The 17,415-nt window shown below is 36.4% G+C and carries 15 protein-coding genes; 13 read left to right on the top strand and 2 right to left on the bottom strand.

Going from position 1 to position 17,415, the window contains the following annotated elements; translation table 11 throughout:
- Positions 1-4: 4 nt before the first annotated feature.
- On the bottom strand, positions 5-604 hold the full coding sequence (yihA, locus tag ACJJVN_RS02970; protein WP_104515771.1) for a ribosome biogenesis GTP-binding protein YihA/YsxC: 600 nt from the start codon (positions 602-604) through the stop codon (positions 5-7).
- 101 nt (positions 605-705) lie between these two features.
- Positions 706-1,473: an alpha/beta fold hydrolase gene (locus tag ACJJVN_RS02965; protein WP_405370738.1), complete on the bottom strand. Its 768-nt coding sequence runs from the start codon at positions 1,471-1,473 to the stop codon at positions 706-708.
- A gap of 293 nt (positions 1,474-1,766) precedes the next feature.
- Here ACJJVN_RS02965 and mraZ point away from each other — a divergent pair, with 293 nt between their 5' ends.
- From mraZ to ftsZ, 13 genes are all read left to right on the top strand, one after another.
- Positions 1,767-2,234 carry a division/cell wall cluster transcriptional repressor MraZ gene (mraZ, locus tag ACJJVN_RS02960; protein WP_405370740.1) on the top strand — a complete coding sequence of 156 codons (468 nt, stop codon included), beginning with the start codon at positions 1,767-1,769 and terminating at the stop codon, positions 2,232-2,234.
- Positions 2,209-3,126 (top strand): 16S rRNA (cytosine(1402)-N(4))-methyltransferase RsmH, encoded by a 918-nt coding sequence (gene rsmH / locus ACJJVN_RS02955; protein ID WP_405370742.1) that lies wholly within the window; start codon positions 2,209-2,211, stop codon positions 3,124-3,126. Before mraZ ends, rsmH begins: the two co-directional genes overlap by 26 nt.
- The gene (locus tag ACJJVN_RS02950) at positions 3,127-3,456 is read left to right on the top strand and encodes an FtsL-like putative cell division protein (RefSeq protein WP_170034601.1); all 330 of its coding nucleotides are present in this window, start codon (positions 3,127-3,129) and stop codon (positions 3,454-3,456) included. It begins immediately after the preceding gene.
- Entirely contained in the window at positions 3,443-5,434 is a 1,992-nt protein-coding gene (locus ACJJVN_RS02945) for a penicillin-binding protein (RefSeq protein WP_405377080.1), read from the top strand. The genes ACJJVN_RS02950 and ACJJVN_RS02945 overlap by 14 nt, the downstream gene beginning before the upstream one ends.
- Positions 5,431-6,897, top strand: a complete 1,467-nt coding sequence (locus ACJJVN_RS02940) for a UDP-N-acetylmuramoyl-L-alanyl-D-glutamate--2,6-diaminopimelate ligase (RefSeq protein ID WP_405377079.1) — start codon at positions 5,431-5,433, stop codon at positions 6,895-6,897. Before ACJJVN_RS02945 ends, ACJJVN_RS02940 begins: the two co-directional genes overlap by 4 nt.
- Before the next feature lie 3 nt (positions 6,898-6,900).
- Positions 6,901-8,133: a phospho-N-acetylmuramoyl-pentapeptide-transferase gene (gene mraY / locus ACJJVN_RS02935; protein WP_405377078.1), complete on the top strand. Its 1,233-nt coding sequence runs from the start codon at positions 6,901-6,903 to the stop codon at positions 8,131-8,133.
- A complete protein-coding gene (gene murD, locus ACJJVN_RS02930) occupies positions 8,133-9,494 on the top strand; it encodes a UDP-N-acetylmuramoyl-L-alanine--D-glutamate ligase (protein WP_405377077.1) in 1,362 nt (453 codons plus the stop codon). The genes mraY and murD overlap by 1 nt, the downstream gene beginning before the upstream one ends.
- A 1-nt stretch (position 9,495) precedes the next feature.
- Positions 9,496-10,698 (top strand): FtsW/RodA/SpoVE family cell cycle protein, encoded by a 1,203-nt coding sequence (locus ACJJVN_RS02925; protein WP_104515764.1) that lies wholly within the window; start codon positions 9,496-9,498, stop codon positions 10,696-10,698.
- A complete protein-coding gene (gene murG, locus ACJJVN_RS02920) occupies positions 10,685-11,773 on the top strand; it encodes an undecaprenyldiphospho-muramoylpentapeptide beta-N-acetylglucosaminyltransferase (protein ID WP_405377076.1) in 1,089 nt (362 codons plus the stop codon). Before ACJJVN_RS02925 ends, murG begins: the two co-directional genes overlap by 14 nt.
- The gene (gene murC, locus ACJJVN_RS02915; RefSeq protein ID WP_405377075.1) at positions 11,770-13,131 is read left to right on the top strand and encodes a UDP-N-acetylmuramate--L-alanine ligase; all 1,362 of its coding nucleotides are present in this window, start codon (positions 11,770-11,772) and stop codon (positions 13,129-13,131) included. The genes murG and murC overlap by 4 nt, the downstream gene beginning before the upstream one ends.
- The gene (locus ACJJVN_RS02910; RefSeq protein WP_405377074.1) at positions 13,124-13,840 is read left to right on the top strand and encodes a cell division protein FtsQ/DivIB; all 717 of its coding nucleotides are present in this window, start codon (positions 13,124-13,126) and stop codon (positions 13,838-13,840) included. The genes murC and ACJJVN_RS02910 overlap by 8 nt, the downstream gene beginning before the upstream one ends.
- 4 nt (positions 13,841-13,844) lie before the next feature.
- Entirely contained in the window at positions 13,845-15,191 is a 1,347-nt protein-coding gene (gene ftsA, locus ACJJVN_RS02905) for a cell division protein FtsA (protein ID WP_104515761.1), read from the top strand.
- Between the two features lie 98 nt (positions 15,192-15,289).
- A complete protein-coding gene (gene ftsZ, locus ACJJVN_RS02900) occupies positions 15,290-17,314 on the top strand; it encodes a cell division protein FtsZ (protein ID WP_405377073.1) in 2,025 nt (674 codons plus the stop codon).
- The last annotated feature ends 101 nt before the right edge of the window (positions 17,315-17,415 follow it).

Below are 17,415 nucleotides of genomic sequence, written 5' to 3'. Positions count from 1 at the left end.
GGTCTTATAAGCTATCGTTTATACCGCCTATGTATTCTAATAGTTCTTCTTTTCCTTGATTGTTTGAAGAGCTAGTGACAAAGTATGGGGGCATTTCTTCCCAAGAACCTTCAGTAAGGTACTTTTTGTAAGCCTCTACATTACGTTCTAAAGCATTAGGCTTTAATTTGTCAGCTTTGGTAAAAATGATACTAAAAGGAATACCACTCTCGCCTAGCCATTCCATGAATTCAACGTCTATAGGTTGTGGCTCATGTCTTACATCTACTAATACAAATCCTGAGATTAACTGCTTGCGCTGTTCAAAATATTTAGTGATAAATTTTTGAAACTTTGCTTTGCTAGTCTTAGAAACTCTCGCATATCCATAACCAGGTAAATCGACTAGGTGCCAAGATTTATTGATTAGAAAATGGTTGATTAATTGCGTTTTTCCAGGTCTACCAGACGTTTTTGCTAGGCTCTTCTTGTTCGTAAGCATGTTGATTAAAGAAGATTTTCCTACGTTAGATCTACCTATAAATGCATATTCTGGAATTCCAGAGTTAGGACATCTTTTTACGTCTTGGTTAGATATAACAAATTCTGCGCTAGTAATTTTCATATGGCAAAGGTAATGATTAGTCGGCTAGATTTATGATCAGACAGTGTGTAGTAACTGTTTGATTCACGATGACTATGGATTAATAATGGAAAAATATTTCTTTATAATAAATTTCTTTTTTCTAGCCAGCTATTAAGAATTTCATTGAACTCATCAGGATGTTCCATCATGGCTGCATGCCCACATTTATCTATCCAGTACAGGTCGCTGTCTGCAAGTTTTTCATGAAACTCGTCTGCAACTGCAGGTGGGGTCACGCTATCTTGTTTACCCCATATGATACAAACCGGAGTTGTCATATTAGGTAAATCCTTAGACATGTTATGTCTAATAGCACTTTTTGCTATGGCTAGTGTTTTAAGCAGTTTATTGCGATCGTTAACCGTAGCAAATACTTCGTCTACTATTTCTTTAGTAGCGACAGCAGGATCATAAAATACGTCTTGACTTTTTTCTTTGATGTAGTCGTAATTTCCTTTTTTAGGATAACTCTCACCCATCGCGCTTTCATAAAGGCCAGAACTACCGGTGATTATAAGAGCTTTAATTTTTTCAGGAAATAACTTTGTAGTAACTAGTCCGATATGGCCTCCTAGAGAATTGCCTAGTAAAATAACCTCTTTCCAGCCCATATGGTCGATAAAGGCGTTGATGTGCTTTGCAAATGTACCGACGCTAGTTTTAATAAGTGGCGTGGTGTACAGCGGTAAAGTAGGCACAACTACTTGATAACCTTTTGAGGGGAAATAATCGATCACACCTTGGAAATTACTCAATCCACCCATTAAACCATGAAGTATGATTATAGGTGTTCCTTCTCCTGTAATGTAATATTCAAATTTACCGTCTTTGATTAAGTCGTGCGTCATAGGGTAATTCTAAGTGGCAAATATAGTTGTTTTGAATGTAGCAAGATGCCTCAATTTCTTTAGTTTTTAAAGAGAAAATTCAGTTTTTATTTAAAAAATTAAATGTTGCTGTCTCGCTTTCGCGAAAGCGGAATTAACATCCTTTTTGAATATTAAGCACCGATTCTTAAATTGTTAATAACTAGGGTAGTTATTCAGAATAAGGCTCACTTATCAACAATGTGGTAAAATGTGGTAAAAAGTGGTATTTAATTTCTTATTTTTGATTTAATAGCGCTAAACAGCTATTTCTAGTGAACAATTTTATAGGTACATACGAGTGTAAAACTGACGCCAAAGGGCGATTTATGATGCCAGCTGCTTTAAAAAAGCAACTGACACCGGTCGTTCAGGATGGTTTTGTGATTAAACGAGCTGTTTTTCAGCCTTGTTTAGAGCTCTATCCTATGAGTCAGTGGAATAAAATGATGGAAAAATTGAACGGTTTAAATCGTTTCAATAGAAAGCATAATGATTTTATACGTCGTTTTACAGCAGGAGTTAAAACTGTTGAGGTAGATGCAAATGGACGATTACTTATACCTAAGGATCTTATAACCTTTGCTGGAATTACAAAAGAAGTAACCGTGTCGAGTGCGGTGAATATATTAGAAATCTGGGATAAGCAAAAGTATGAAGCGGCTATAGATGACTCGCTAGATGACTTTGCTGATCTCGCTGAAGAAGTAATGGGAAATGACACAATCGACCTCTTATCATAATCCGGTTCTTTTAAAAGAGACCGTAGATGGATTAAATATTAATCCGTCAGGAACGTATGTGGACGTCACCTTTGGTGGTGGTGGTCACTCCCGTGAGATTCTCTCACGTTTAGGTCCGGATGGAAGGCTGTTTGCATTTGATCAAGATACAGATGCGCTGGCAAATGCCATTGATGACGATCGTTTTATGTTGATCAATCAAAATTTTGGTTACATGAAAAGGTTTTTAAGGCTTTATGGAGCTAAAGAGGTGGATGGTATTCTTGCTGACTTGGGTGTTAGTTCTCATCAATTTGACGAGGCTGCGCGTGGTTTTTCTACTCGATTTGACGCTAGACTTGATATGCGTATGAATCAAGAACAAGAGTTAGACGCTGTAGTCGTAGTTAATGAGTATGATGAAGAAGATCTCGTAAGGATTTTTAAGGCTTATGGAGAGTTGCGTATTGCGCATAAACTAGCTAGAAGAATAGTAAGTGCTAGAGAAGAGGCTGAGATATTAACCGTCGCAGACCTTAAAGAGATTTGTTCACCACTTGTGCCGGAGAGAATTGAGCATAAGTTAATGGCTCAAGTGTTTCAGGCTATACGTATAGAAGTGAATAAGGAAATGGAGGTGCTGTATGATTTTTTAAGACAGTCAGAAGAGGTGCTTAAAGTGGGTGGTAGATTGAGTGTTATTTCTTATCACTCTTTAGAAGATAGGCCTGTAAAAAGGTTTATGCGCAATGGTCTTTTTGAAGGAGAACCAGAGAAGGATGTTTTCGGTAGATCTAGTGTTCCTTTTAAAAGGATAGGTAAAATGATTATCCCTTCTAAAGAAGAGATAAAAATGAATAATAGGGCAAGAAGTGCCAAGTTGCGTATAGCAGAAAAAATAGAGAGAGAATAAATGGCTACCAAAGTATATGACATATTAAAGGGTAGTTTCTTAACTAATGACGACGCTTTTAAAAACTGGCGTTTCATATTATTTGCTGCGGTACTTGCAATTGCTATGATTTTTACTGGTCATAGTTATGAGAGAAAAGTGCATAAGCTAGCTGCTGTTAATGAACAAGTGACAGAGCTGCATAGCGAGTATACAGATTTAGAAAGAAGATTAATGTTTATGCAAATGGAGTCTACCATTGCAAGAAAAATAGGAAATAAAGGGATTGCTCCGGCTAAGAGTCCACCGCAGAAAATAGTAATTGTAAAAAGCAAAGATGGCAACAACTAATAAAAATATATTGAACAAGATGTACTTGGTGAGTGCATTGTTTGTTGTTGTTGCATTATTGGTAGTGGTTCAAATTATCAATATTCAATTTATTGAAGGAGATGATTACCGTGCCAAAGCAGAGCAACGCGTTTTTAGAAACGACACTATTCCTTCTACTAGAGGTAATTTATATGATGCAAATGGACAGTTGCTAGCAACTTCTATAAGTAAGTACGATATACGATTTGATGCTTTAGCGCCATCTAGTAAAGATTTTAATGAGAATATAGCTGCTCTTGCTGAGGAGTTGGGAAAGAAATTTGACAAATCTAAAAGTTATTATTTACAGAAATTAAGAAAAGCGCATAGTAACAAAAATCGTTACATGCTTATTGCAAAAAATCTCAATTATGGAGATTATAAAGAGATAAGAGAATTTCCTCTTTTTGAAAAAGGGCCTTACCGTGGTGGTTTAATAGTAGAGAAAAGAATAGTGCGTGAGCATCCGTTAGGTAAAATGGCAGAGCGTATCGTGGGTTATGATCGCAGAGGAAGTGCTCCTGTAGGATTAGAAGGTGCTTTTGCTCCTTATTTGAGAGGTAGTGATGGTGTTAAGTTAGAGCAGAAAATAGGTAAAAATCAATGGAAACCTATTAATAGCGAGAATGAATTAGATCCTAATGATGGTTTTGACGTATACACGACCATAGATGTGAATATGCAGGATGTTGCGCATCATGCATTACTAAAACAATTAGAATATTTTGAAGCAGATCATGGTACTGCGGTAGTAATGGAGGTTGCAACAGGTGAGATTAAGGCGTTATCTAATCTAGGTAGAGGAGATAACGGTAAGTATTTTGAAAAGAGAAATTATGCTGTATGGGAATCTCATGAACCTGGTTCTACATTTAAATTGATGAGTGTTATCGCTGCGCTAGAAGATAAAGTAGTAGATACCAGTACTGTGTTTGATACAAAAGGTGGTAAGATTTCTTATTACGGCCGTAATGTACGCGATTCTAAATATGGTGGTTATGGTAAAATAAGCGTGGCTAAAGCCTTTGAGGTTTCTTCAAATACAGCACTTGTGCAAATGATACAGAATAATTATAAATCTAATCCAGAAGATTATGTGGATAGATTATATAGTATGAATCTTAACGAGAAGTTGAGCCTACCTATTAAAGGAGAAGGTGTTCCTATGATACCTCACCCAGATGATAAGAACTGGAGTGGATTATCCTTGCCGTGGATGGGGTTTGGTTATGGGGTGCAATTAACGCCTTTGCAAACTCTTACATTTTATAATGCTGTTGCAAATAATGGTGTAATGGTAAAGCCTAGATTAATTAGGGAAGTGAAGTCAAAGGAAAAGGTCGTTGAAAAATTTGATCGAGAGATAATAAATCCTGCGATATGTTCTCAGAATACAATTGATAAGGTAAAAGTAATGATGGAGAATGTGGTGAAAAGAGGGACTGCAGATAACCTGTATAGTGAAAACTTTTCTATGGCTGGTAAAACAGGGACATGTCAGACAGAATACTGGAAGTCTTCTGGTAATTATATAGCTTCTTTTGCAGGGTATTTTCCGGCAGATAAGCCTAAATATAGCTGTATAGTGGTGATAACAAAACCTAGTGTTAGAAAAGGTTATTACGGTAATATAGTTGCGGGACCTGTTTTTAAAACAATTGCGCAAAAAATATATGCTAACAATCCTTTAATAGATCAGCTAGAGTTGCAACAGGCTATACCAACACAAATGGTTGTTTCAACAGATTCTTATTTAAGTAAAGCTCATGCCCAAAATGAAGTTTCTTCCATGAAGATTCCTAATTTGATAGGTATGGAAGCGATGGATGCCATTGCAATAGTAGAAAATTTAGGAGCTAATGTTATTTTAAAAGGTTCTGGAAAAGTAAAATCACAAAGTCTAAAAGCAGGTACTAAAATATCTCCATCAGATAAAGTAACTCTAACATTGATATGATGATTCTAAAAGACATATTATATAAAGTCGGTCTAGATATAGTTATTGGCTCAACAGATGTTCAGATCAATGATATACATTTTGATTCTAGAGCTGTAAAAGAGAATGATCTTTTTGTGGCTATTAAAGGAACAGCTGTAGATGGTCATGATTACATTGAAAAAGCTGTATCACAAGGGGCTAAAGCTGTCGTTCTTGAGGTAATGCCAGATTATCAAGATGAAAATGTGACTTATATAAAAGTTGAGAACGCACATAAAGCGCTGGCTTTAATGGCTGCTAACTTTTATGAAAACCCATCTAGACAACTGAAGTTGGTAGGAGTTACTGGAACAAATGGTAAAACGACTACAACATCTTTATTATACCAGCTTTTTAAAAAGTCAGGCTTTAAGACAGGTTTAATTTCAACCGTAGAGATTTTAATTGATGAGAAAGTAGTTGCGACAAAGCATACAACTCCAGATCCTATGACCATTAATAAACATCTTGCAGCTATGGTTGCGATAGGTGTAGATTATTGTTTTATGGAGGTAAGTAGTCATGGAATAGCGCAAGAAAGAGTGACAGGCCTTGAGTTTGCAGGAGGAGTGTTTACTAACCTAACTCATGATCATTTAGATTACCACAGCACTTTTGCAGAATATCGAGATGTGAAGAAAAGATTCTTTGATCAGTTGCCTAAAGATGCATTTGCATTAACAAATCTAGACGATAAGAATGGAGCTGTGATGCTGCAAAATACAAAGGCTAAAAAGCTGGGGTATGCATTAAAGACATTTACAGACTATCGCGCTCAGATTATAGAAAATCAGTTCGGTGGTTTGTTGTTAAAGATCAATGAGCATGAAGTGTGGTCTAAAATGGTAGGTGAATTTAATGCCTATAATGTTTTGGCTATTTATGCTTGTGCTATAGAATTAGGACTAGAAGAGATAGAGGTGTTAGAAGTGATCTCCCAGTTAGAAGGTGTGTCAGGTAGGTTTCAATATTTTACTACGGTAGAGAATAGAATTACTGCCATTGTAGATTATGCCCATACACCAGACGCTCTCAAGAATGTATTAGAAACTATTAATTCTATACGTACTAGAAATGAGAATGTAATAACAGTAGTAGGTTGTGGTGGCGATCGTGATACATCAAAAAGGCCTAAAATGGCTCACATAGCTGCTGCTTTAAGTGACCAAGTTATTTTCACAAGTGATAATCCTCGTACAGAAGATCCGCAATTGATTCTTGATGATATGGAAGCAGGGGTAGAGCCACAAGATTATAAAAAGACCATAACTATTCTAGATAGAAGTCAGGCTATTAAAGCGGCAGCAAAAATGGCAGATAAAAATGACATTATTCTAATAGCAGGAAAAGGTCACGAAACATACCAAGAGATAAATGGTGTACGATCTGATTTTGATGATCGTAAAATAATAGCCGATATCCTTAATAAACTCAACAAGTAACAAATGTTATATTATTTATTTAAATATTTAGAAGAAGAATTTAATATGCCTGGTGCATCACTCTTTGGTTTTATAACCTTTAGAGCGGCTATAGCATTTGTTCTTTCTTTAGCATTTTCTACCATTTATGGTAAGCGTATTATTACATTTTTACAAAGACAACAAGTGGGCGAGACTGTTCGTGATCTTGGACTAGAAGGTCAGGCGCAAAAGGCTGGTACGCCTACCATGGGTGGTATTATAATTATACTAGCGACTTTAATACCAGTATTCTTATTATGTCAACTAGATAACATTTATGTGGTTATGCTTATCATCACTACAGTATGGATGGGGCTAATAGGTTTTACAGACGATTATATTAAAATCTTTAAAAAAGATAAGGGTGGTCTTAAAGGTATATTTAAAGTAATAGGTCAAGTAGGTTTGGGTGCTATTATAGGTTCTATTATGTTTTTTCATGATGGGGTTACTATAAAAGAAGAAAAAGTAAACCCAAAGAACTCACAGGAATTAATTACTCAAAACTCACCTATCGAGTTTGAAGCTGCAAAAAAGTCTACAAAAACGACTATTCCTTTTGTAAGAGATAATGAGTTTGATTATGCGAGCCTAATTGATTGGATAGATCCTAGCCTTGCTAACTGGGCTTGGTTAGTTTTTATACCTGTAGTAATCATAATAGTGACAGCAGTTTCTAACGGTGCAAATCTTACAGACGGTATAGATGGGCTTGCTGCAGGAACCAGTGCTATAGTTGTGATAACCCTGGCATTGTTTGCATGGATTTCAGGAAACATCGTTTTTTCAGATTATCTCAATGTTATGTATATACCTAACTCTGGTGAGATGGTAGTTTTTATTACCGCATTTGCTGGTGCTTTAGTTGGTTTTTTATGGTACAATACTTTCCCTGCGCAAGTATTTATGGGAGATACTGGTAGTTTAACTATAGGTGGAATCATTGCAGTACTGGCTATTGCTACTAGAAAAGAATTATTAATACCTATTCTTTGTGGGGTTTTCTTAATGGAAAATCTTTCTGTTATGATGCAAGTAAGTTGGTTCAAGTATACTAAAAAGAGACATGGAGAAGGCCGTCGTATATTCTTAATGTCACCATTACATCATCATTATCAAAAACGTGGTATTCATGAAAGTAAAATAGTCGTGAGATTTTGGATCGTCGGTATTTTGCTAGCTATCATAAGTGTGGTAACCCTTAAAATGCGATAATGAATCAATCGCAAAAACATATCGATAGAAAACGCCTGGTTATTCTAGGTGGAGGAATCAGTGGCATGGGAGCGGCAATGTTAGGGGCTCAAAAAGGCTACGATGTTTTTTTAAGTGATGGAGGTGATTTAGGTTCCGCTTTCGCGAAAGCGTTACAAAAACATTCTATTACCTATGAATCTGGAGGGCATTCTATGGAAAAGATTCTTGATGCATCTCTAGTGGTAAAAAGTCCTGGGATACCAGATACCGCCGCGATGATTTTAAAGATTAAATCTGAAGGGATTGAAGTAATTTCTGAAATAGAATTTGCGTCCAGATTTACTGAAGAAAATATTATTGCTGTGACAGGAGCAAATGGTAAGACTACCGTTACCAGTCTTATAGATCATATTTTAAATGTGGCGGAGTTAGATCATACTACCGGTGGGAATATCGGTAAGAGTTTTGCTCAGCAAGTATTTGAAGGTGAATCAGAGAATAGATTACTAGAAGTGAGTAGTTTTCAATTAGATGGAATAACCAGTTTTAAACCTCACATCGCGATTATTTTAAATATCACTCCAGATCATCTGGATAGGTATGATTACAAGTTTGAAAACTATGTCGCTAGTAAAATGCGTATTACGATGAATCAAGATGAGAACGATTACCTCATTTACAATATCGATGATATAGCAATTACAGACGCTATAGAAAAATTAGATATTAAAGCACAACTCATTCCTTTTTCAATGGAAAGAGAATTAAAAACAGGAGCGTGTTTGCTCGATAACAACATACATATTAACACCCATAACTCAGTATTTACTATGCCTACAGAAAAATTATCAATTAAAGGGAAGCACAACACTGCAAATGCAATGGCAGCTTCTACTGCGTCAAAACTTTTACAGATAAGAAAAGAGACTATTAGACAAAGTCTTACTTCATTTGAAGGAGTGGAGCACCGCCTGGAAAATGTGTTGAAAATCAATAAGGTTCAATACATCAATGATTCTAAGGCTACTAATGTAAATGCTACTTATTATGCGCTAGATACTATGGAGCAACCTACGGTATGGATAGTAGGAGGTGTTGATAAAGGAAACAATTATTCAGAACTTTATAGTCTGGTAAATCGTAATGTAAAAGCAATCGTATGTCTAGGAGAAGATAACTCTAAGATAGTAGAAGCTTTTGGCAATTGTGTAGAGCAAATGGTAGAGACTAGTAGTATGGAAGACGCAGTTAGAGTAGCTTATAAATTAGCTCAGGCTGGTGATAACGTATTATTGAGTCCTGCTTGTGCAAGTTTTGATCTTTTCAAAAACTATGAAGATCGTGGACGTCAGTTTAAAAATGCAGTAAGAGGATTATAAATTGAGGATTAAAAACTACATATCTGGAGATACCTTTTTGTGGGCGCTAGTAATCATATTGCTGGTGTTTTCTTTCCTGCCTGTATATAGCGCAAGTGCAAATCTTGCCTACATAGGTAAGGGAACAGGTAATACTACCAAATTTTTGGTAAAGCATTTTGGTCATGTAGTTATAGGTTTGGGGCTTTTGTACTCTGTACATAAAATCCCTTATAGATATTTTAGAGGATTGAGTGTATTGCTACTTCCGGTGGTGATAATTTTACTAGGTTACACTGCTATGCAAGGCACCGTTATGGGTGGTGCTAGCGCAAGTAGATGGATGACAGTTCCTGTTATAGGAATGAAATTTCAGACCAGCACGTTTGCCTTTGTAGTTCTTATGGCATATGTGGCAAAATATCTAGCCTCTATTAAAGATAAAGTAGTAACGTTCAAAGAATCTATACTACCATTATGGGTTCCTGTAGGGATTATTTTGATGCTTATCGTTCCTTTTAACCTGTCTACTGCTGTACTCATTTTTGCGATGATTTTATTGATTTGTTTTGTAGGTGGGTATCCTTTAAAGTATTTACTAGCGATGTTAGGTGTAGGGTTTGTAGCGCTTACTTTATTCGTTTTAACTGCTAAAGCTTTTCCTGGTGTATTCCCTAATCGTGTAGATACTTGGGTGTCGCGTATTGCTACATTCGGTGGTGAGGGAGATTCAGATTCTACATATCAAGTAGAGCGAGCAAAAACAGCTATCGCAAATGGTTATATAGTAGGAGTAGGTCCAGGTAAAAGTGTTACAAAGCATGTGTTACCGCAGTCTGCTAGTGATTTTATATTTGCTATTATCTTGGAAGAATTTGGAATTATAGGTGGTTTAATTATTCTGTCTTTGTACCTATTCTTCTTGTTTAGGCTTATAATAATATCAACAAAGGCTGCTTCTGTTTTTGGGCAGTTGCTGGTTATAGGCGTAGGATTCCCTATTGTTTTTCAGGCACTGACTAATATGGCTGTGGCGGTAAATTTAATACCGGTTACAGGACAGACGCTACCATTAATAAGTAGCGGTGGTACTTCTATTTTGATGACTTGTATGGCAGTTGGGATAGTGTTAAGTGTAAGCGCGCAAAGAGAAGAGGTGAAAGCCCGAGAGAAAATAAAAGAAGATGAAATGAACCCTTTAGACGTACTTAGTGAAGCCATTTAAAATAATCATATCAGGAGGAGGAACAGGTGGTCACATCTATCCAGCTATTTCTATTGCAAATGAATGCAGGAGAAGGTGGGCAGACTGTGAGATACTTTTTGTAGGAGCAAGCGATCGTATGGAGATGGAAAAAGTCCCTGCAGCTGGTTATGACATTAAGGGATTGTGGATAAGTGGTATTCAAAGAAGCTTGTCGCTCAAGAACCTTGCTTTTCCGTTTAAAGTAATAAAGAGTTTATATGACGCCAGTAAGATTATTAAATCTTTTCAACCAGATATTGCTATAGGTACTGGAGGATTTGCTAGCGGTCCTTTACTTTTCATGGCAAATAAAAAAGGGATCCCTACATTGATACAAGAGCAAAATTCTTATCCTGGAATTACTAATAAATTGCTGAGTAAGAAAGTAAATAAAATATGTGTCGCGAGTACAGGTCTGGAGCGATTTTTTCCAAAGGAAAAGATAGTTTTAACTGGTAACCCTGTACGTCAGGACTTACTTAACGTTGACTCTTTAAGAGCAGAAGCTTTATCGCATTATAATCTAGACGCAAGTAAAAAAACATTACTTGTTCTGGGTGGTAGTCTAGGAGCAAGAAGAGTAAATCAATTAATAGATAGTAATCTAGAGTTGTTTACAAAAGAAAATGTTCAAGTAATCTGGCAATGTGGTAAGTTTTATTATCAAGAATATAAAGAAAAGGCACAACCAGGAATTCAGGTACACGCATTTTTAAACAGAATGGACCTGGCATATGCCGCTGCAGATTTTATTATCTCGAGAGCAGGTGCTGGCTCTATTTCAGAATTATGTATAGTAGGTAAACCGGTAGTTTTTATTCCTTCACCTCACGTTGCTGAAGATCACCAAACCAAAAATGCACAAGCAATCACTGCTCAGGATGCTGCCTTAATGATTAAAGAAGTAGATCTAGATCAAAACTTTAAAACCTTATGGACCGGTTTATTATCAAATATAGAATTGCAGAAAAAACTTTCTGAAAATATAAAGAAACAAGCACTTCCAGATGCTACTAAAACTATAGTTAACGAGTTAGAGCAATTATTAAAATGAAAGAACTAGAACACATATCGCATTTTTATTTCATCGGTATCGGTGGGATAGGTATGAGTGCGCTTGCTCGTTACTTAAATGATCAAGGTAAGCACGTGGCTGGTTATGACCGCGTCGTGACAGCTCTTTCTAAAAAGTTGGAAGATGAAGGTATCTCCATTCATTATTCTGATAGTTTTGGTAAAATACCTGAAGAGTTTAAAAACATAGAAACGGCACAAGTAATTTATACACCAGCTGTTCCAGCAGATTTTGGAGAATTAGTTCGCTTTCGCGAAAGCGGAATTAACATCTTAAAACGTGCCCAATTATTAGGTCAGATTTCTAGAACCATGACCTGTCTGGCAATTGCAGGAACGCATGGTAAAACAACAACTAGTGCTATACTAGCGCACTTGCTTTATAAGAGTGACGTTAAGGTAACTGCCTTTTTAGGTGGAATTCTAGAAGGCTACGATACTAATTATTTGTGTTCTGGCACGGATGTTATGGTGGTAGAGGCAGACGAGTTTGATAGGTCTTTCATGCAGTTAGATCCGGATATTGCAGGAATAACATCAATGGATGCAGACCATCTTGATATTTATGGAGATGCTGCGACTTTTGAAAAGACTTTCCATGATTTTGCTGAATTATTGGATGGTAAAACCTTGCTATTAAATGAAAAATTAGACCTTCAAGGTTTAAAAGTAGGATTAGATTCTGGTGATTATGAGGCTGTCGATGAGGTCATCATAGATGGTGCTTATCATTTTGATTTGATAACACCGCAAGGTAAAATAGATAAATGTCTTTTAAAATTACCAGGTAAACATAACTTGAGTAATGCTATACTAGCTATGGCTGTCGCATTAGAGCAAGGTGCAAATCCTGAAAAATTAAAATATGCACTCGCATCATTTCCAGGTGTGAAACGTAGATTTACTTACAGGGTTGATAATGAGCGTAGGGTTTTAATTGATGATTATGCACATCACCCTAAGGAGATAGATGCAGTTTATCAAGCTGTTACAGAAATGTATCCTGAGCAAGAGAAACTAGTAGTTTTTCAGCCGCATTTGTTTTCTAGAACACGAGATTTTATAGATGAATTTGCATTATCGTTGAGTAAGTTTGATAAAGTAGCTCTTCTAGACATTTATCCAGCTAGAGAATTGCCTATAGAGGGTATAACGTCAGAGTTGCTATGCAGAAAGATTAATGCACTAGAGCAATCACCTGAGGTGGTTACCGTTGTAGAAAAAGACGATATAGAAGAGTTTATTAACGATATGGGCACGAGAATTGTTATTATGTTAGGTGCTGGAGATATAGGAGTGGAGATAAATAAATTAACTGAAAAGTGGTCCAATGCATAAAATAAAAAACATCATAAAATTGGTGTTGGTTATCGTGTTGGTAATCAGTCTTTACGCATTTGCGTCAAATAGATATGAAGCTAGAAAGCTTAAAGATGTAAGTATCACATTTACAGATTATAGTGATCCTTTGATATCTGAAAAGAACGTTAATAAATTGTTGATACAAAATAACGATTCTATAGAGAACTTGACGATAGAAAATCTAGATTTGAATAAGAGTGAATTACGACTTGTTCAAAACGCAATGATCAGAGATGCAGAGGTTTCCGTTTCTCTCGATGGATTGCTTAAAGCTGTTGTGCGCCCTAGAAAGCCTATTGCAAGGATTATGGGTACGCCAGATGCTTATCTAGATCAGGATAATTTAATGATGCCGTTATCAAAAGAACACACTGTAAATGTGCCTCTTGTTTACGGTTTTAGTGAAAATGTGCAGGGTAAAACATTTGAGCTGATCAATTTTATTAGAAATGACGAGTTATTAAAAGCATCTTTTACTCAAATCAAATTTGATAAAAGAGAAGAAGTAACACTTTCTGTAAGAGCTTTAGATTTTAAAGTGAAGCTGGGAAGAGTTGAAAAACTAGATCATAAGATGATCAATTACAAAGCGTTTCTAACAAAAATGCAAAAAGATAAACAACTAGGTGATATTAAAACAATAGACTTGAGATTTGATAATCAAGTAGTAGTAACAAAAAGGTAGGGAAATGGAACAACAAGAATATGCAGTAGGTCTGGATATAGGTACAACAAAGATTGTAGCTATGATAGGTCGCAAGAATGAATACGGCAAACTTGAGATTCTAGGTGTAGGTAAGTCAAAAAGTTTAGGAGTACACAGAGGTGTAGTAAATAACATCACACAAACTATAACATCTATACAGCAGGCGGTTAGTCAGGCCGAAGGTGTGAGTGGTATAAAAATAAATGATGTTACTGTAGGTATAGCAGGACAGCACATACGCAGCTTGCAACACAGTGATTATATCACACGTGGAGATAGCGAGACGGTAATTGATCAAGAGGATATTACAAAATTATGTAATCAGGTTTTAAAATTAGTCATGTTACCTGGTGAAGAGATTATACATGTTTTACCTCAAGAATATAAAATAGACGGGCAGTCAGACGTTAAAGAGCCTGTCGGGATGTACGGCGGTCGCTTAGAGGCAAATTTTCATGTTGTTGTAGGTCAGGTGGCTTCTATACGCAATATTTATCGTTGTGTTAAAAGTGCTAATTTAGGACTGAAAGCTATTACATTAGAACCTCTTGCTAGTGCAGACGCTGTATTGAGTCAAGAAGAAAAAGAAGCCGGTGTTGCGCTTATCGATATAGGTGGTGGTACTACAGATCTTGCTATTTTTAAAGATGGTATTATACGTCATACAGCTGTAATCCCTCAAGGAGGTAATATCATTACTCAAGATATTAAAGAAGGTTGTTCTATAATTGAAAAGCAGGCAGAATTGCTCAAAACTAAATTCGGTAGTGCGTGGCCTGGAGAGAATAAAGAAAATGAAATAGTTTCCATTCCTGGATTAAGAGGTCGCGAGCCTAAAGAAATTACACTTAAAAATTTAAGTAAGATTATTCATGCTCGTGTCATTGAAATTTTAGAAACAGTTTTTGTTGAGATAAAAAACTATGGTCATGAAGAGCCTAAGAAGCAATTGATAGCCGGCGTGGTTTTAACAGGTGGTGGTAGCCAGTTAAAGCATATCAAGCAACTGGCAGAGTATGTAACAGGAATGCCTAGTAGAATTGGATATCCTAACGAGCATCTTGCTGGTGGTAGTGATACAGAAAACACAAGTCCTTTATTTGCAACCGCAGTAGGATTAGTGATGAAAGGTCTAGATGCACAACAAGAAGAAGTGGTAGAGGAAGAAGAGGTGATTGAGCCTGAAGTAGAAGAAGTTGTAGAAGAGGAAGAAGAGAAAGTAGTAGAAGAGGAGCAAGAAGAAAATACCACACCTCAAGAAAATAAAAGTAAAGGGATTTTTGATTCTTGGGCAACTAAGTTCAAAGAGTTCTTAGATAAAGCAGAATAACGATCTATTGATAGTTAATTTTGTAGATTGAAAAAGAAAGAAAAAGAAAAATACCGTGGTGTTAGAGCCACAAGCTTAAACCATAAAGTAGCAATATTATGAGTGAAGAATTTAACAGCATCGCGTTTGATTTGCCTAAAAACAAATCTAACGTTATCAAAGTCATCGGTGTAGGTGGTGGTGGTAGTAATGCTATCAAACACATGTACCAGCAGGGAATTAAAGGAGTGGATTTTGTAATCTGTAATACAGATTCTCAGGCACTAGATAATAGCCCTGTGCCTAATAAAATACAGCTAGGTGTTACCTTAACAGAAGGTCTAGGTGCTGGAGCAAATCCAGAGGTAGGAGAGCATGCAGCAAAAGAAAGTATAGAAGACGTTAGAGCATTATTAGATAGTAATACTAAGATGGTTTTCATCACAGCAGGAATGGGTGGTGGTACTGGTACAGGTGCTGCGCCAGTTATCGCTCAAATTGCTCGTGATATGGACATACTTACGGTAGGTATAGTTACAACACCGTTTCAGTTTGAAGGAAAAGTACGTAATGAACAAGCGCAAAAGGGAATTGAAAAATTCCGCAGTAGTGTGGATTCTCTAATAATTATCAATAACAATAAACTGAGAGATGTGTATGGAAACTTAGGTTTCAAAGCAGGATTCTCAAAAGCAGATGAGGTACTTGCTACTGCCTCTCGCGGTATTGCAGAGGTTATTACAAATCACTACACTCAAAACATTGATTTACGTGATGCAAAAACAGTACTCGCTAATAGTGGTACTGCTATCATGGGTAGTGCACAGTCTACTGGTTCTAACCGTGCTCAAGAAGGGATTCTTAAAGCATTAGATTCTCCGCTTTTAAATGATAATAAAATATCTGGAGCAAAGAACGTGTTGCTGTTAATAGTTTCTGGTACAGAAGAGATTACTATTGATGAAATAGGTGAAGTAAACGAGCACATTCAAAATGAAGCTGGTGGTGTCGCAAACATTATTATGGGTGTAGGTGAAGATGAAGCTCTGGGAGACGCCATCTCTATTACGGTTATAGCTACTGGTTTTGATGTAGAACAGCAAAATGAGATCTCAAATACTGAGGCAAAAAGAATTATCCATACGCTAGAAGAAGAGCAACGTGCTACGGCTATCCTGGACGAGGCAAACAGCGATATTGTTGCAGGTGAGCTTATCATGGATCTTGAAGAAGAGGTGGTTGAGGATATCCTTTTCGCGGAAGCGGAACCAGAACCAATTCCTGTGCCAGTGGAGCCTGAAAAACCTTTAGTTATTGTTCATGAATTAGGTGAAGAAGAGCCAGAAGAAGCCGCTATTCCAGTTGTTGAAGAAAATGTTTTGATACCTACTACAGGGTTTATAAATAACTTAAATGTGGTTTATGAAGAAGTTTTAGATCAAACTCAAGACTTCGTGATCAAAGAAGTATCTGCAGAAAAAGTAGAGACCGAAGAACAGATAGTAATTAAGGAAGAAATTGAAGTAAAAGAGGAGGATGAAGATCAGTTCTTTTTAGACTTTGACATGCCATTATCTGCTCAATTAAAAGAAGAAGAGCAAACGCCACAAGCAAAGAAGTATCATCAATTAGAAGATATTGAAGTTAACGAGCCGATTAATGTTGTCCCTGTTAATGATGATACTAAAGAAGGTGTTACAGTTTATTCTCTAGAAGATTATGCTGAAGAAGAAGAGCGTTTAAATAATGCAAAGCCACAACATAGAATTGAAGAGAAGGAAGTGGTTGTAGAGCCAGAACCTGAGATTAAAATCGTTTCTAAAACTGCCCCTGTAACACCGCAAGAACCTAAAACTGAAATAATAGATAAAGATGTAGATCCTACAGATTTACCGCTTAATGAGGTTTTAGTGCAAAGAGCAGAAGAACGTAAACGTAAAATGCATGCTTATAATTATAAATTTAAAAACTCTCATAGATTAGATGAGATAGAAAAGCAGCCAGCATATTTGAGACAAGGTGTTGAATTGGATAAATTACCTAAAGAAGGAGAAAGGTCTAGAACCACTCTTTCTACAGATGAGAATAATGAAATCCAGTTCAGATCTAACAATAATTCTTTTCTACATGATAATGTAGACTAGAAGCATTTTCCCCTAAATGCACATAGCCCAAATACTGTAATGGTATTTGGGTTTTTTTATGCAATTCAAATTCGTATTTTTGAAAGGTATTAAGAGCTATA

The sequence above is a fragment of the Nonlabens sp. Asnod3-A02 genome, from assembly GCF_045063755.1.
In the GTDB taxonomy this organism is placed as follows: Bacteria; Bacteroidota; Bacteroidia; order Flavobacteriales; family Flavobacteriaceae; genus Nonlabens; species Nonlabens xylanidelens.
The sequence above is the reverse complement of the archived record's forward strand: the minus strand, read 5'-3'. Positions and strand labels throughout refer to the sequence as shown.

Coding starts and splice junctions, on each gene's coding strand:
- ACJJVN_RS02950 (WP_170034601.1), top strand. CDS start 3,127: ATGGCTACCAAAGTATATGACATATTAAAGGGTAGTTTCTTAACTAAT.
- ACJJVN_RS02940 (WP_405377079.1), top strand. CDS start 5,431: ATGATGATTCTAAAAGACATATTATATAAAGTCGGTCTAGATATAGTT.
- murC (WP_405377075.1), top strand. CDS start 11,770: ATGAAAGAACTAGAACACATATCGCATTTTTATTTCATCGGTATCGGT.
- rsmH (WP_405370742.1), top strand. CDS start 2,209: ATGACACAATCGACCTCTTATCATAATCCGGTTCTTTTAAAAGAGACC.
- murD (WP_405377077.1), top strand. CDS start 8,133: ATGAATCAATCGCAAAAACATATCGATAGAAAACGCCTGGTTATTCTA.
- yihA (WP_104515771.1), bottom strand. CDS start 604: ATGAAAATTACTAGCGCAGAATTTGTTATATCTAACCAAGACGTAAAA.
- ACJJVN_RS02910 (WP_405377074.1), top strand. CDS start 13,124: ATGCATAAAATAAAAAACATCATAAAATTGGTGTTGGTTATCGTGTTG.
- ACJJVN_RS02945 (WP_405377080.1), top strand. CDS start 3,443: ATGGCAACAACTAATAAAAATATATTGAACAAGATGTACTTGGTGAGT.
- mraY (WP_405377078.1), top strand. CDS start 6,901: ATGTTATATTATTTATTTAAATATTTAGAAGAAGAATTTAATATGCCT.
- ftsA (WP_104515761.1), top strand. CDS start 13,845: ATGGAACAACAAGAATATGCAGTAGGTCTGGATATAGGTACAACAAAG.
- ftsZ (WP_405377073.1), top strand. CDS start 15,290: ATGAGTGAAGAATTTAACAGCATCGCGTTTGATTTGCCTAAAAACAAA.
- ACJJVN_RS02965 (WP_405370738.1), bottom strand. CDS start 1,473: ATGACGCACGACTTAATCAAAGACGGTAAATTTGAATATTACATTACA.